This is a genomic window from Ectopseudomonas alcaliphila (genome assembly GCF_900101755.1).
GTDB lineage: Bacteria > Pseudomonadota > Gammaproteobacteria > Pseudomonadales > Pseudomonadaceae > Aquipseudomonas > Aquipseudomonas alcaliphila.
The window spans coordinates 220,880-236,044 of sequence record NZ_FNAE01000007.1 but is presented as its reverse complement, the minus strand read 5'-3'; the positions used below and the strand labels follow the sequence as shown (position 1 = coordinate 236,044).

General features: G+C 64.5%; 13 protein-coding genes and 1 pseudogene. 4 read left to right on the top strand and 10 right to left on the bottom strand.

Annotated elements, in window-relative coordinates:
* From dctM to BLR77_RS20200, 4 genes and pseudogenes are all read right to left on the bottom strand, one after another.
* Positions 1-474 (bottom strand): annotated as a pseudogene (gene dctM, locus BLR77_RS20215) (C4-dicarboxylate TRAP transporter large permease protein DctM); the annotation flags it as partial.
* Positions 471-1,100: a TRAP transporter small permease gene (locus BLR77_RS20210; RefSeq protein ID WP_074680256.1), complete on the bottom strand. Its 630-nt coding sequence runs from the start codon at positions 1,098-1,100 to the stop codon at positions 471-473. The pseudogene dctM and the gene BLR77_RS20210, both read right to left, overlap by 4 nt.
* 293 nt (positions 1,101-1,393) lie before the next feature.
* Positions 1,394-2,398, bottom strand: a complete 1,005-nt coding sequence (locus BLR77_RS20205; RefSeq protein WP_074681163.1) for a TRAP transporter substrate-binding protein — start codon at positions 2,396-2,398, stop codon at positions 1,394-1,396.
* Positions 2,399-2,516: 118 nt separating this feature from the next.
* Complete coding sequence (locus BLR77_RS20200; RefSeq protein ID WP_074681161.1) at positions 2,517-3,437, bottom strand: LysR family transcriptional regulator; 921 nt, start codon at positions 3,435-3,437, stop codon at positions 2,517-2,519.
* Between the two features lie 167 nt (positions 3,438-3,604).
* Between BLR77_RS20200 and BLR77_RS20195 the strand changes: the two genes are divergently transcribed.
* Positions 3,605-4,807 (top strand): CaiB/BaiF CoA transferase family protein, encoded by a 1,203-nt coding sequence (locus BLR77_RS20195; protein ID WP_074681159.1) that lies wholly within the window; start codon positions 3,605-3,607, stop codon positions 4,805-4,807.
* Between the two features lie 119 nt (positions 4,808-4,926).
* The gene (locus BLR77_RS20190; protein ID WP_074681157.1) at positions 4,927-5,862 is read left to right on the top strand and encodes a hydroxymethylglutaryl-CoA lyase; all 936 of its coding nucleotides are present in this window, start codon (positions 4,927-4,929) and stop codon (positions 5,860-5,862) included.
* A gap of 104 nt (positions 5,863-5,966) precedes the next feature.
* Here BLR77_RS20190 and BLR77_RS20185 read toward each other — a convergent pair whose 3' ends face one another.
* The 6 genes from BLR77_RS20185 to BLR77_RS20155 all read right to left on the bottom strand — a co-directional run bounded on the left by BLR77_RS20185 (position 5,967) and on the right by BLR77_RS20155 (position 13,035).
* A complete protein-coding gene (locus BLR77_RS20185; protein WP_074681155.1) occupies positions 5,967-6,962 on the bottom strand; it encodes a TRAP transporter substrate-binding protein in 996 nt (331 codons plus the stop codon).
* Positions 6,963-7,092: 130 nt separating this feature from the next.
* Entirely contained in the window at positions 7,093-7,914 is an 822-nt protein-coding gene (locus BLR77_RS20180) for an HpcH/HpaI aldolase/citrate lyase family protein (protein ID WP_074681153.1), read from the bottom strand.
* Positions 7,915-8,089: 175 nt separating this feature from the next.
* On the bottom strand, positions 8,090-9,289 hold the full coding sequence (locus tag BLR77_RS20170; protein WP_074681149.1) for a CaiB/BaiF CoA transferase family protein: 1,200 nt from the start codon (positions 9,287-9,289) through the stop codon (positions 8,090-8,092).
* A gap of 144 nt (positions 9,290-9,433) precedes the next feature.
* Positions 9,434-10,786, bottom strand: coding sequence for an MmgE/PrpD family protein (locus tag BLR77_RS20165; RefSeq protein WP_074681147.1), 1,353 nt, complete (start codon positions 10,784-10,786; stop codon positions 9,434-9,436).
* Between the two features lie 184 nt (positions 10,787-10,970).
* Entirely contained in the window at positions 10,971-12,134 is a 1,164-nt protein-coding gene (locus BLR77_RS20160) for an acyl-CoA dehydrogenase family protein (RefSeq protein WP_074681145.1), read from the bottom strand.
* A 73-nt stretch (positions 12,135-12,207) separates the two neighbouring features.
* The gene (locus tag BLR77_RS20155; protein ID WP_074681143.1) at positions 12,208-13,035 is read right to left on the bottom strand and encodes an HTD2 family dehydratase; all 828 of its coding nucleotides are present in this window, start codon (positions 13,033-13,035) and stop codon (positions 12,208-12,210) included.
* Between the two features lie 200 nt (positions 13,036-13,235).
* On the opposite strand from BLR77_RS20155, the gene BLR77_RS20150 reads away from it, so the two are divergent.
* Both BLR77_RS20150 and BLR77_RS20145 read left to right on the top strand, forming a co-directional pair.
* The gene (locus tag BLR77_RS20150; protein WP_074681183.1) at positions 13,236-14,123 is read left to right on the top strand and encodes a LysR family transcriptional regulator; all 888 of its coding nucleotides are present in this window, start codon (positions 13,236-13,238) and stop codon (positions 14,121-14,123) included.
* Positions 14,124-14,541: 418 nt separating this feature from the next.
* Complete coding sequence (locus BLR77_RS20145; RefSeq protein ID WP_074681141.1) at positions 14,542-15,102, top strand: nucleoside deaminase; 561 nt, start codon at positions 14,542-14,544, stop codon at positions 15,100-15,102.
* Positions 15,103-15,165: the final 63 nt, after the last annotated feature.

Sequence of the window (15,165 nt, the reverse complement as noted above, 5' to 3'; positions counted from 1 at the left end):
CACCACCATCACGATCGACGGCGGAATCAGGATGCCCAGGGTACCGGCGTTACAGACGATGCCGGCGCCGAACGCCTGCGGATAACCGGAGCGCACCATGCCGGCGATGGCGATGGAGCCGACTGCCGCTACGGTGGCTGGCGAGGAGCCAGACAGCGCGGCGAACAGCATGCACGCCAGCACCGCGCCGATGGCCAGGCCGCCACGGATGTGGCCGACGCAGGCGTTGGCGAAGTCGATCAGACGCTTGGCCACGCCGCCGGTGGTCATGAAGGCACCGGACAAGAGGAAGAACGGAATCGCCAGCAGGGTGTAATGCTCGCTGGTCTCGAACAGCTTGATCGCCAGCGAGCGCACCGAGTCGGGGCTGAACAGCATGATTGTGATCGAACCGGCCAGGCCGAGCGATGCGGCGATCGGCACGCCGATGAACATCAGCAAAAACAGCAGCAGGAAGAGGAACAGGACGGTCATTGCTTGGGCTCCTCGTGCTCATTGACCTTCAGGGCATCGGCCGCTTCGTCGGCCAGACCGAGGCCGGTCTGCTCGTTGCGCAGGATACGGACGAGGATTTCCAGGAAGCGGACGAACACCATGGCGTAGCCGAAGGGCACGATCATGCCGATATGCCATTGCTGGATGCCGTAGTGACCGAGGTCTTCGGCGCCGATACCGGCGGTGAACAGGGTGTGCACCCAGTCGAAGCTGCCAACGGCGATCAGGCCGGCATAGCCCAGGCAGGCCGAGCAGGCGATCACACCGATGATGCGCTGGATGCCGCGCGGGGCGAGTTTGACCAGAGCGTCGACGCCGATGTGGCCGGCGGTACGCACGCCATAGGCCAGGCCGAAGAAGATCAGCCAGCCGAACAGCGCCTTGGTCAGGGCATTGCTCCAGGTCATCGCCTGGGCCATGTCGAGAATGGAGTCGCCGATAGCGAGCAGGGTCTCGTTACCGCCGAAATAGTCACCCAGCCAATAGAACAGGGTGTAGAAGTTGTTGAGGATCACGTAGACGAAAGTGATCAGCGTCATGGTCGCCAGGAGGAAAGCGATAAAGCCTTCCTCGAAGTGCTCCCAGCCGCGCCGCAAGGCGTTCATGGCATCTCCGAACATTGTTGTGGTTTTTGAGAGCCTGCTCAAAGTTTCGCGAGCTAGAGCCATGCAAGGCAAAAACAGGCGAGGATGCGGAGTTTACGAGCTGTAAATGAGCATCCGAGCCTGTTTTTAACGCAGCAGGGCCGACGCGCAGCAGACTTTGAACAGGCTCTAAGGAGTCGGACGAATCTAACCGAGCCACGACCGGCGCGATATTCGTCATTGGCAAACGCCGTCTTAGGCGACGGCGAATGAAGGGCCGCCTCGGGTGCGTGGGCCCGGAGCAGCCGTGGGGCTCACTGCTGGTTGGCGGCTTGCGCGGCTTCGATCACATCACTGCCGATATCGGCCTCGAACTTCTTCCAGGCCGGGCGCACGGCGTCACGCCAGGCGGCACGCTGCTCAGGCGTCAGGGTAGTGATCTCGCTCTTGCCAGTATCGACGATGGCCTGACGGGCTTCGGCATTCAGCGCCTCGGCCTGTTTGTTCACCTCGACGGTGACTTCGTCGACGATCTGTTCCAGCTCGCTGCGGATGTCCGCCGGCAGACCGTTCCAGAACTGAGTGTTGGTGATCAGCAGGTAGTTGCCGATGGCATGGTTGGACTCGGTCATGTACTTCTGCACCTCGAAGTACTTCTGCGAGTAGATGTTCGACCAGGGGTTGTCCTGAGCGTTGACCACGCCGGTCTGCAGGCCCTGGTAGATCTCGGCGAAGCTCATCTTGCGCGGCACCGCGCGCAGGGCGCTGTACTGTGCGGCCTGCAGATCGGACGGCTGCACGCGGAACTTCTGACCACGGGCATCGGCCGGTTCGATCAGTGGCTTGTTGGCGGTGAGCTGACGCATGCCGTTGAGCCAGTAGGCCAGACCGGTGATGCCCTTGCTCTCCATCGATTTGAGCAGCGCCTTGCCCTTGTCCGAAGACTGGAAGCGCTGCGCGGCGGCGACGTCATCGAACAGGAACATCATGTCGAACAGCTGCAGCTGCTTGGTGTACTGCTCCAGCTTGGAAGGCGCCGGCGCCAGCATCTGCACCTCGTTCAACAGCAGCGCTTCCATTTCCTTGCCATCGCCATACAGCGAAGAGTTGGCATAGACATCGACCTTGACCTTGCCGGCCAGGCGCTCCTCCACCAGCTTCTTGAACAGCAGCGCGCCCTGGCCCTTCGGCGTGCTGTCGGCGGTGATGTGGGAGAACTTGATCAAGATAGGATCGGCTGCGTGTGCCGAGAGTGCGCCAAGCAGTGCGCAACCGGCGAGCACGCCGGCCAGGCCACGACGGACGAAAGAAAACTTCATGGAAGGCTCCTGTTGTTTTTGTCTGAGCGTCGAGGGCGGATCGCCGTCGATTGGCCCGGACTCTACTGCGCCCTCCGCCAGGCTGAAATTCACATTTGGACAACCGAGCCTTCGGCATTCACGAAGGCAGCGCTGAAATACCCTCTGTCGATGAGCTGTTACGCAGGTGATCGAGCATCTGCTTCGCGGTCAGCGAAAGGTTGTCCAGGTTGCGCACTGCCACCTTGAGTTCGCGCCGGGCCCAGGGATCGTGCAGCGGGATCACTCGCACATCCAGCGCCGGCAGATAGGTACGCACCGCCAGATCCGGCAACACACCGACGCCCATACCGGTGTGGATCATCCGGCAGATGGCTTCGAAGCTGCGCACCTGGATGCGCAGGCGCAAGGCGACGCCCTGGCTGTGCGCCGAATGCTGCAGCAGGCCGTGCAAGGAGGCATCCTGCTGCAGGCCGATGAAATCGAAGCCCACTGCCTCGCGCAGAAACAGGCCGTCGCGCTCGGCCAGCGGATGCTCGCGCGGGGTGACCAGCACCAGCTGGTCGTGCCGGTAGGTGAACACCTGCAGATCGTCAGCCGGTACATGCCCGGCGAAAATACCAATATCAGTCAGCCCTTCGCGCACAGCGCGCAGGGTTTCGCTGCTGACCCGCTCTTCCAGATCGATCTTCACCTGTGGGTGGGCGCGGCTGAAACTGGCCAGGTCTTCCGGCAGAAACTCGATCACCGCCGAGGTGTTGGCGTGGATGCGCACATGACCCTTGACCCCTTCGCTGAACTCGCTGAGGTCGGCGTTAAGCTGCTCCAGGTTGTCCATCATGGTCCGTGCGTGGTGCAGCAGCGCATGGCCGGCCGGTGTCAGCTCGACACCCTTAGGCTGGCGATACAGCAGTGCGATACCAAGCTGGCTTTCCAGGTCGCTGACACGTTTGCTCACTGCGGCCAGGGCCAGGTGCTCGCGCTCGGCGGCGCGGGTCAGGCTGCGCTCGTCGGCGATGGCGACGAACAACTTGAGGGTGACGAAATCGATGCGGCGCATGGAGTCTCCATTTCGTGCCTGGCGAAGCGAAGCTGCCAGAAAGCTGATTTACAGCATGCCACTTCGTGATACGCGAAGCCCAGCTTGGCCATTGGGCAATTGTCGTCACCGCGCCGCTGCGCCATTCTGCGCACCACGAGAAACGCACAGGCAAATCGGGTGCAGCCATGACTCAGAGCAACACCAACAACATGGCCCTGCAGGGGCTCAAGGTGATCGAGATGGGCCAGCTCATCGCCGGTCCCTTCGCCAGCAAGCTGCTCGGCGAATTCGGCGCCGAGGTGATCAAGATCGAACCACCGGGCGTCGGCGACCCGCTGCGCAAATGGCGCAAGATCAAGGACGGCACCTCGCTCTGGTGGCACGTGCAGTCGCGCAACAAGCGCTCGCTGACCCTCGACCTGAAACAGACCGAAGCGCAGGACATCGTGCGTAAGCTGGTGGCAGAGGCCGACGTGCTGGTGGAGAACTTCCGCCCCGGCACGCTGGAAGGCTGGGGCCTGGGCTATGAGGCGCTGAAGGCGATCAACCCGCGGCTGATCATGCTGCGCATCTCCGGCTACGGGCAGACCGGCCCCTACCGCGACCTGCCCGGCTTCGGCGTGATCGGCGAAGCCATGGGCGGCCTGCGCCACCTCTCCGGCTACCCCGGCCAGGCGCCGGTGCGCGTGGGCATCAGCATCGGCGATTCGCTGTCTTCGCTGTACGGCGTGATCGGCGTGCTGCTGGCCCTGCAGGAGCGTGCGCGTAGCGGCGAAGGCCAGGAGATCGACGTGGCGCTGTACGAGTCGGTGTTCGCCATGATGGAAAGCCTGATCCCTGAATACGACGCCTTCGGCTACATCCGCGAGCCGGCCGGCAGCGCCCTGCCCGGCATCACCCCATCCAACTCCTACCCCTGCAAGGACGGCAGCTACGTGCTGATCGCCGGCAATGGCGACAGCATCTACAAGCGCCTGATGAGCCTGATCGGCCGCGACGACCTGGGCAACGACCCGCGCCTGGCGCAGAACGACGGGCGCAGCCAGCACGCCGAGCAGATCGACGGCGCCATCGCCGAGTGGACCGTCCAGCGCGGCCGCGATGAAGTGATCGAGGCGCTCAAGGGTGCGCGCGTGCCGGCCGGCTACCCCTACACCGCCGCCGATATCGTGCAGGACCCGCACTACCTGGCGCGGCAGATGATCGAGCAGGTGCAGACCAGCGTCGGCCCGCTCAAGGTGCCGGGCGTCCTGCCCAAACTCAGCCGCACGCCGGGCCGCATCGGCAGCGGCGGCCCGCAACTGGGTGAGCACAACGACGACATCCTCGCCGGGCTTGGCCTCAGCGCGGAACAGGTCGCCGGCCTGCGCGAACGCGGGATCATCTAGCGCTCGCCAGCCCCCGTGGGGTGGACAACGCGAAGCTTGTCCACCACGACAGCCACCCCGTACAAGCCGGTGCGCACAGCGCACCCTACGTCGCTTGCCGCTCCTCTTGAGGATTCCCCATGAGCAAACGCCTTTACATCCAGGACGTCGCCACCCGTGACGGCTTCCAGATCGAAGCGTCCTTCGTGCCCACCGCAGACAAGATCGCCCTGATCAACCGCCTGTCCAACACCGGCCTGGCCAAGGTCGAAGTGACCTCCTTCACCTCGCCCAAGGCCATTCCCAACCTGCGCGATGCCGAAGAGGTGATGCGCGGCATCCAGCGCGTGGCCGGCGTCGAGTACACCGTGCTGGTACCCAACGTGAAGGGCTGCGAACGCGCACTGTCGTGCGAAGTGGACGAGATCAACCTGGTGATGTCCGCCAGCGACACCCACGGCCTGGCCAACCTGCGCATGACGCCGGAGCAGTCGCTGGCGCAGTTCGCCGAGATCATCGAGGTCAGCCGTGGCAGCGGCGTGTTCATCAACGCCTCGCTGTCGACCACCTTCGGCTGCCCCTTCGAAGGCGAGGTGCCCGAGGCTCGCGTTTTTGATCTGATCCAGCGTCTGCTGGCGATCGGCGTGCAGGGCGTGACCCTGTGCGACACCACCGGCATGGCCGATCCGGCACAGGTCGAGCGCATCTGCCGCGAGGCCCTGCAACGCTGGCCCGAGGCGGTGTTCACCGCGCATTTTCACAACACCCGTGGCATGGGCCTGGCCAATGCCCTGGCGGCGCTGAACGCCGGCATCGACCGCTTCGACGCCTCCCTCGGCGGCCTCGGCGGCTGCCCCTATGCACCGGGCGCCAGCGGCAATATCTGCACCGAGGATCTGGTGCACATGTTCCAGCGCATGGGCCTGGATACCCGCGTAGACCTCGATGCCCTGCTAGAAGCCGCCGCCACCCTGCCCGGCCTGATCGGCCACGAGGTGCCGGGCGCCATCCTCAAGGCGGGCAAATCCGATCGTCGCTATCCCAAGCCGAAGTGGATGCAGGAGGCCGGCCTCTGAGGCCTCGCCCCGCCAATATTGTGGGAGGGGCTTTAGCCGCGACGCCCTCATTCGACACGAAAACGCCCGGCACAAGCCGGGCGTTTTCATGCCAGGGTGAACGGTCAACCCTGGTTGGACTTCTCCGCCGCCTGGATCAGCTCGGCGCCGATCTCCTTCTCGAACTTCTGCCACACCGGGCGCATGGCCTCACGCCATTCGGCGCGCTGCTGCGGGGTCAGCTCGATGATCTCGGTGGTACCGGCCTTGGCGATATCCTCTTTGGCCGTGCGGTTGAGTTCGTCAGCCTGCTTGTTCACCTCGACGGAAACCTCGGCCATGATGGTTTCCAGCTCGCCGCGCACGTCATCCGGCAGGCCCTTCCAGAACTTGGTGTTGGTGATCACCATGTAGTCGATCAGGCCATGGTCGGATTCGGTCATGTACTTCTGCACCTCATGCACCTTCTGGCTGAAGTAGTTCGACCAGGTGTTCTCGGTGCCGTTGACCACGCCGGTCTGCAGGCCCTGATAGACCTCGGCGAAACTCATCTTGCGCGGGTTGGCGCGCACCGCCTTGAACTGCTCCTCCAGCACCGCCGAAGCCTGCACGCGGAACTTCAGACCACGGGCGTCGGCCGGATCACGCAGCGGCTTGTTGGCCGACATCACCTTCAACCCGTTGTGCCAGTAGGCCAGGCCGGTGATGTTCTTGTCCTCCATGGAAGTCAGCAGTCCACGGCCCTCGGGGCTGGCCTGGAAACGATCGACAGCCTCCATGTTGTCGAACAGAAATGGCAGGTCGAAGATCTGCACCGGCTTGGCGTACTGCTCGAACTTGGCCAGCGACGGCGCCAGCATCTGCACGTCGCCAAGCAGCAGCGCCTCCATTTCCTTGCCATCGCCGAACAGCGAGGAGTTGGGATAGACCTCCACCTTCACCCGCCCCGGCAGACGCTCTTCGGCCAGTTTCTTGAACAGCAGCGCGCCCTGGCCCTTGGGCGTGTTGTCCGCCACCACGTGGGCGAACTTGATCAGGATGGGCTCATCGGCAGCCTGTACCAGGCCGGCACAGGAGAGGATGGCGGCGCAGGCGAGCGCCTTGGCGGTGAGTTTGAACATGACGTTACCTCATTGTTTTTGTTGGCTGGTACGTGGTTACAAGGTGGCTGACTGCCGCTGCAGCCAGCCGTTTTTTGTAGGAGCCGGCTTGCCGGCGATCTGCTGAGAAACATCGCCCGCAAGCGGGCTCCTACGGTTCGCCTGCCCGCTGCAGCAGGCGACGAGCGCGACCGAGTACGGGAGCGTCGACCATCTGGCCGTCGACCACGAACACCCCTTCACCGCTGCTAGCGGCGGCCATCACCCGCCGCGCCCAGGCCAGTTCCTCTTCGGCCGGGCACAATGCGCGATGAATGACTTCGACCTGTTTGGGGTGGATGCACAACAGGCCGTCGAAACCCATGTCACGGGCATCGCGCGCGGTGCGGGCAAGGCCGTCGCGGTCCTCGATGGCGGGAAATACACTGTCCAGTGGCGCTGCCAGACCCGCCGTGCGCGAATGCAGCAGCAAGGCGTAACGGGCCTGATCGAGGATGCGTTCGGCTGCCGCGCTGCCGCTGCTGAGGCCGAGGTCCAGACCCAGGTCGAGGGCACCGAAGGACAGCCGCTCGACGCCTTCGCCGCGAGCGATTTCCGCCAGAGCCAGCAAACCCGCCGCACTCTCGATGATCGGCCACACCGGCTTGCCGCAGGCCGCCACCCTTGCCACCTGAGCAGCACTCTCCACCTTGGGAAGCAGCACGCCGACCACACCGGCATGACGCGCGCAGAGATCGATATCAGCGCCATGCCCGGCGTGTTCCGGCGCGTTGATCCGTACCTGCAACCGGGCTTTTGGATTGGCCATGAGAAAGGCATCGAGATGGGCCCGCGCCTCGACCTTCAGGCTCTCCTGCACGGCGTCTTCCAGGTCGACGATGACCGCGTCGGCACCAACGGCGAGCGCCTTGGCAATGCGCTCCGGGCGACTCGCCGGTACGAACAGGGCGCTGCGAATGATCGGTTTGCTCATGATCTGTCCTCATCAAACGCGGGCGTTTGCGCTGCGCGTTTGGCGGGCGACTGGTGGACGAAAAGAGCGTCGTCCACCCTACGCAGCGACTTGCGGCGCGTAGCCCGGATGAAATCCGGGAGCGGTCTGATGGCAGCCAGGAAACTCCCGGACTGCATCCGGGCTACGGTCGAAGTCATACGGCCCCCTGCTGATGCAAGCGCTGGATGTCGCCAGCGCCGTAGCCCAGCTCGGCGAGCAGCGCATCGGTGTGCTGGCCCAGCGCCGGAATGGCGTCCATGCGCGGTTCGAAGGCGTTGTTGCGCCCGGGGGGCAACAGCGCCGGCAGGCTGCCGCTGGGGCTGGCGACCTGGCGCCAGCGCCCGCGCGCTTCAAGCTGCGGATGGGCCCAGACGCCAGCCATGTCGTTGACCTGGGCATTGGCGATCTGCGCCTGCTCCAGACGCTCGATGACCTGCGCGGTACTCATGTGCGAGAAGGCCCCGACGATCAGCGCGCGTAGCTCACTGCGGTTGGCCGAGCGCTTGGAGTTGGCGGAAAAGCGCTCGTCGCTGGCCAGCTCCGGCTGCTCCAGCACCCTGGCGCAGAACGCCTGCCATTCGCGCTCGTTCTGCAAGCCGAGCATCACCGTGCCGCCATCGCCGGCCGGGAACGGGCCGTAGGGATAGATGGTCGAGTGCGCAGCGCCTGCACGCGGTGGCGGCGTGGCGCCGTTGTAGGCGTAGTACAGCGGGTAGCCCATCCATTCGACCAGGCTTTCCAGCATCGACACGTCGACGCGGCTGCCGACACCGGTCTTGCCGCGCAGCATCAGCGCCGACAGCACACCGGTGTAGGCGTACATGCCGGCGGCGATATCGGCGATGGAGCAGCCGGCCTTGGCCATCTCCTCCTCTCCCGGCCCACCAGTGACGGAGAGAAATCCGCCCTCGCTCTGGATCAGCAGGTCATAGGCCTTCTTCTGCTCGTACGGGCCGCCCTCGCCGTAGCCGGAGATGTCGCAGACGATCAGTTGGGGAAAGCGTTGGTGCAACGCCTCGAACGACAGGCCCATGCGCGCGGCGGCGCCGGGCGCGAGGTTCTGCACCAGCACGTCGGCCTTGGCCAGCAGGCTATCGAGCACTTGTGTGGCCTCGTCCTGCTTGAGGTCGAGGGTCAGGCTTTCCTTGGAGCGGTTGGTCCAGACGAAATGCGAGGCCAGACCGCTGACGCGCTCGTCATAGCCACGGGCGAAATCGCCGCTGCCAGGGCGCTCGACCTTGATCACCCGCGCACCGAGGTCGGCGAGTTGACGGGTGCAGAACGGCGCGGCGATGGCGTGCTCCAGGCTGACCACGATGATGCCATCCAGTGGCCGAGGATTACTTTGAGTCATGTCGAAAACCTCATTTACTCGGGCGCCACAGCATCCTTGTAGGAGCGGATTTATCCGCGAAGACGTATGTCAATCCCACACAACTGCAGCGCCTAACACATTGCATTCGCGGATAAATCCGCTCCTACAGATTGGCTGTTCTCATCAGGCCAATTGGTGCAGATCGTCCGTCTCACGCAGACGCCAGACCTTGGCGATCAGCACACCCGCCTCATCGCTGCTGCGCTTGCCGGCGAAGGCCAGCAGGCGGCGGAACTTGTCTTCCAGCTCGACGCGATTGAGGGTGTTGCCGGGGTCGCCCTTGGGCTCGTCGATGGCGCCACGCAAGGTGCGGCCATCGGTGGTGATCACTTCGACGCGGCCCAGCCAGCGCTGCGGGTAGGCCACATCCACCTCCGGGTCCAGGCGCATATGCACCTTGTCGCGGAAGACGGCCACGGCCGGGTCCTGCAGCGCCAGGTTGGCGAACTCGGTCAGCCCGGCCTTGCCATGCACGGCGATCAGGCCGAGCACGGTGCCCATGGAGAATTTGGCCTGGTGCACGGTCTGCGGCACCTTCACGCGGCCGAGTACATCGATGGCGCTCTGATGCACACGGGCGATGACGCGCTCGATCTGCTCATGGCGCAGGCCTTCACGCCACATCAGATCGAGCAGCGCGTCAGCAGCCGGATGGGTGTGCCGGCAGGAGGCGTGGAACTTGAACGAGGTTTCCACCAACGCCCAGCGCCGACCGAGACGATCCGACAGCTTGCTTGGCTCGGCATCGCGGGACATGCCGGCGGCCATGCCCTGCTCGCCTTCGAGAATGTTCTGCGCGCCGGTCAGGCCCTGCGCGGTGAAGTAGGCGGCCAGCAGGCCATCGGCGGCCGCCTTGGCGGTATGCAGCTGCTTGGAGTCGGCGGCATCGCGCAAGAACTCCCAGAGCCCGGCGGCCTGGGTGCCGGCGTTGCCGAGCAGGTGGACGAACTGCTGCTGGTCGAAGTCCAACAACTTGCCCACTGCCACGGCAGCGGCCAGGGTGCCGACCGTGGCCGTGGTGTGGAAGATGCGGTAGTGCGAGCGGCCGAGGAATTCGCCGATGCGAATGCCCGCCTCGTAGCCGGCCACCGAGGCCAGCAGCAGCTCGCGGCCGGACTTGCCCAGGTCCTGCGCCGCCGCTAAAGCGGCCGGGAAGACCACGGTGGCCGGGTGCAGCACCGAGCTGTTGTGCAGGTCGTCCTGCTCCACTAGATGAGACGACGCACCGTTGACCAGCGCCGCGAAGTACGCCGACGTGCCACGGCCATTGACCAGGATGCGCGCAGGGCCATCGGCCGGGCCCATCTTCTGCGCGTAGGCCTCGAACAGCGGGATCGGCCGCGCGCCCTCGCTGGCCAGGGCCGAGCCCAGCCAGTCGAGGAACAGGTCTTCGGTGCGGTCCAGTACGTGCTCGGGAATCTGCGCGTAATCGAGATCAGCGAGGAATGCAGCGAGTTGTTGGGTATTGATGCTCATAAGCAGCTCCCAGGAGTCTGCTTATGAACTCGCGAGCTAGAGCCAGGCAATACCGATGGCGGCCCCGCGTAAGCGGGCGAGGAAGCGGAGTTTACGAGTTGTAAATGAGCATTCGACCGGGCTGGCGACCCAGATCGCTTACAACGCAGCATGGCTGACGCGCAGCAGTTCATAAGTAGGCTCCTCAGAAAGAACGCGGCAGCTCGAGCAAGTGCTCGGCCACGTAGCTCAGGATCAGATTGGTGGAGATCGGCGCCACCTGGTACAGGCGGGTCTCGCGGAACTTGCGCTCGACGTCGTATTCGTTGGCGAAACCGAAGCCGCCGTGGGTCTGCAGGCAGGCGTTGGCCGCCTCCCAACTGGCCTTGGCCGCCAGGTACTTGGCCATGTTCGCTGCCGCTCCGGCGTTGCGCCCGGCGTCGTATTCCTCGCAGGCGCGCCAGCGCATCAGGTCAGCGGCCTCGATTTCGATATGCGCTTCGGCGATGGGGAACTGCACACCCTGGTTCTGCCCGATGGGGCGGCCGAACACCACGCGGTCACGGGCGTACTGCGCGGATTTCTCGATAAACCAGCGGCCGTCACCGATGCACTCGGCAGCGATCAGCGTACGCTCGGCATTGAGGCCGTCGAGAATGTAGCGAAAGCCCTTGCCCTCCTCGCCGATCAGGCTGCTGGCGGGAATTTCCAGGTTGTCGAAGAACAGCTCGTTGGTCTCGTGATTGACCATGTTGGCGATCGGCTGCACGGTCAGCCCGTTGCCGATGGCTTCGCGCAGGTCGACCAGGAAGATCGACATGCCTTCGGACTTGCGCTGCACCTCGGCCAGCGGCGTGGTGCGCGCCAGCAGGATCATCAGATCGGAATGCTGCACGCGCGAGATCCACACCTTCTGCCCGTTGATCACGTACTTGTCGCCCTGGCGCACGGCGGTGGTCTTGATCTTGGTGGTATCGGTGCCGGTGGTCGGTTCGGTGACGCCCATCGACTGCAGGCGCAGCTCGCCGCTGGCCAGCTTGGGCAGGTAATAGCGCTTCTGCTCCTCACTGCCGTTACGCAGCAGGGTGAACATGTTGTACATCTGCCCGTGGATGGTGCCGGAGTTGCCGCCGCAGTGGTTGACCTCCTCGAGGATCACCGAGGCCTCGGCCAGGCCCAGGCCCGAGCCGCCGTATTCCTCCGGGATCATCGCCGACAGCCAGCCGGCCTCGGTCATCGCTGTGACGAAGGCTTCCGGGAAGCCCTTCTCCTCATCGATCTTGCGCCAGTATTCGGCGGGGAATTCCGCACACAGGGCGCGCACGCCTTCGCGGATGGCGTTGAGTTCTTCGTTGTTGTTGGGGGTCATCACAGTTCCTCGGTAAGCCGTAGCCCGGATGCAATCCGGGAGCGATTTCCCGGATTGCATCCGGGCTACACAATCAGTCGAATTGCACCTCGGCGCGCTGCGCCAGGCCGGCTTCATTGCCCGCCCACAGCTCGGCCTGGCCCTCGCCGGTGATGCGCCCACCGACTTCGAACGGCTGCGGTGCGATCAGCGGGCGCAGGCCGCGATAGGCGAAGCGGCGCAGGCGCGCATGCGGGTTCGCGCGACAGAAGGCGCGCAGGTTCAGGGTGGCGATCAGCGGGCCGTGCACCACCAGGCCGCTATAGCCTTCGGTTTCGGTGACGTAGGGCCAGTCGTAGTGGATGCGGTGGCCGTTGAAGGTCACCGCGCTGTAGCGAAACAGCAGAGTGCTGGACGGCGTGACAGCCTCGCGCCAATCGCCAGCCACCAGCGGCTCGCCACTGCTCGCCTTGGGCGGGCTGGGCTCGCGGTAGACGATGTCCTGCTCCTCGCGGATGGCCAGTTGGCCGTCCTGCAGGTAGTCGTGCTGCACAGTGACGAACAGCAGCGCGCCGGTGCGGCCGTGCTTCTCCTCGATGTGCTTGATGGTCGATACCCGGCTGGCTTCGCCACCGACGCGCAGCGGCTGGATGAACTCGATACGGCCACCGGCCCACATGCGGTTGCGGTTGTCCGCCGGCGGCAGGAAGCCACCGCGCGCCGGATGGCCATCCTCGCCCAAACCGTTCTCGGCGACCGGCTCCTGGAAGAACGCCCAATGCCACAGCGGCGGCAGCGCTTCGCCATGGGCCGGTGTGATTTCACCGAAGGTGGCGGCGATGCGCTTGACCAGGTTACGACTGAGTTGGTCGTGGACATCTTCGCGACGACCGATCCAGGCGGAAAAGGCAGAATCACTCATGGGGCAGGTTCCAGCTCGGTTCTTGTGTGAGCTGGAGCATGCGACGCCGCTTGCGTTCAGAGAATCCGCATTTATTTAAACCAGCGTTCGGTTAATCTGAACGCCAATCGTGTAGGAGCCAGCTTGCTGGCGATGCTTTGCAGATCGCCAGTGATCGCCCGCAAGCGGGCTCCTACGAATGACCTGAGGAAATGGCCACCATGCACTTCGATCTGCCAGACCTGCGCCTGTTCATCCATATCGCCGAGTCGCCCAGCCTGACTCAGGGCGCGCGCAAGGCATTCCTCTCGCCGGCCGCCGCCAGCGCACGGATCAAGGCGCTGGAGGCGCAATTGGGCTCGCGCCTGCTGTATCGCGACAGCCGTGGCGTCGAGCTGACGCCAGCAGGGCAACGCCTGCTGCAGCACGCGCGGCTGATCATGCGCCAGGTGGATTACCTGAAGAGTGAATTCACCGAATACGGCACCGACGCCGCCGGGCATATCCGCATCTTCGCCAATACCACGGCGGTGACCGAATTCCTGCCCGAGGTGCTGGCCGGCTTTCTCGCCGAACGCCCCGGCGTCACCGTCGACCTGCAGGAACGCCTCAGCCGCGACATCGTGCGTGGCGTACTCGATGGCGCGGCGGATCTGGGCATCATCGCCGGTCCGGTACAAGCGCCCGGCCTGCAGGTGCTGCACTTCAGCACCGACCGTCTGGTACTGGCGGTACCGCTGGGTCATGCGCTGGCGCAGCGGCAGGCGGTGAGTTTCAACGACACCCTCGCCTACCAGCACATCGGTCTGCACGAGGGCAGCACCCTGCTGAGCTTTCTGCGCGAACAGGTGGAAAAACTCGGCGGCAACCTGGCCCTGCGTATCCAGGTATCGAGCTTCGAGGCGATATGCCGGATGATCGAGGGCGGCGTCGGCATCGGCATCATTCCCGAATCGGCCGCACGGAGGCACAGCTGCACCATGCAGTTGGCGATCCTGCAGCTGGACGAAGCCTGGGCGGTGCGCGAACGCAGCATGCTGGTACGCGAGCTGGATGCCCTGCCGGGCAGCGTGCGGGCGCTGATCGACCGGCTGAACCAGGGTGTATAGCCGCTGGCGAAATTCTGGGTAAAAAAAAGGGCGACCAATCTGGTCGCCCGCCCATTCAAGGCATCCCTCGAAAGGAATGCGGAAACGCTTGCACCCAAATCACGCAGGATGATCGGGACGTGCTCAGTGTCGCCGCAGCCCCTTGCACTGCCTATTGCACCAAGGTCGTAGACTCTGTACGAAAAGTGCCTGCGCTCGGTGATGCTGCGTTAAAAACAGGCTGGAACGCCAGCCCGGTCAAATGCTCATTTACAGCTTGTAGACTCGAGTGCGAGCCCAGTCCGTTCTTCGCCTGTTTTTGCAGGGCCGCCATCGGTATTGCCTGACCTTCGCTCGACGACTTTTCGTACAGACCCTAGGGCGCCAGCCAGATGGCAGACCATACTCCCGCGACGCCTTTTTGGCCTTGGAGACACACATGAAGCCAGAACACCTCGCGCTGTTGCAGCAGGCGCCAACCAGCACCCACGTCGATGACACCTGGGCCAGGCTGTGTTGCGAACAGGCATTGCTGGCGATGGAAGAAGGCTGTTACGCGGTCGGCGCGGTGCTGGTCGATGACGCCGGTGAATTGCTGTGCAGCGGCCGCAACCAGGTGTTCGCCGGGCCCTACGCCAGCGGCGCGCATGCCGAGATGCAGGTGCTCGACCAGCTCGAAGCCGAGCATGCCCAGTTCGACCGCCGACACCTGACCCTCCATGTCAGCCTGGAGCCCTGTCTGATGTGCTACGGCCGTATTCTCCTGGCCGGCATCACCCGCGTGCGCTACCTGGCGCGCGACCGCGACGGCGGCTTCGCCCTGCGGCACGGACGCCTGCCGCCTGCATGGGCCAACCTGGCCTCCGGCCTTTCGGTGGTGCAGGCCAAGGCCGATCCCTACTGGATCGATCTCGCCGAGCAGGCCATCGGCCGCCTGCAGGATCGTCAGGCGCTACGCCAGCGCGTCATCCAGGCCTGGCACGGTCAGCGGCAACCCTGACCGACAGGTTCACCCCTGCTCAAACCTCAGCAAACCGCCCAGGGCAATGGCGGTGCATTACCG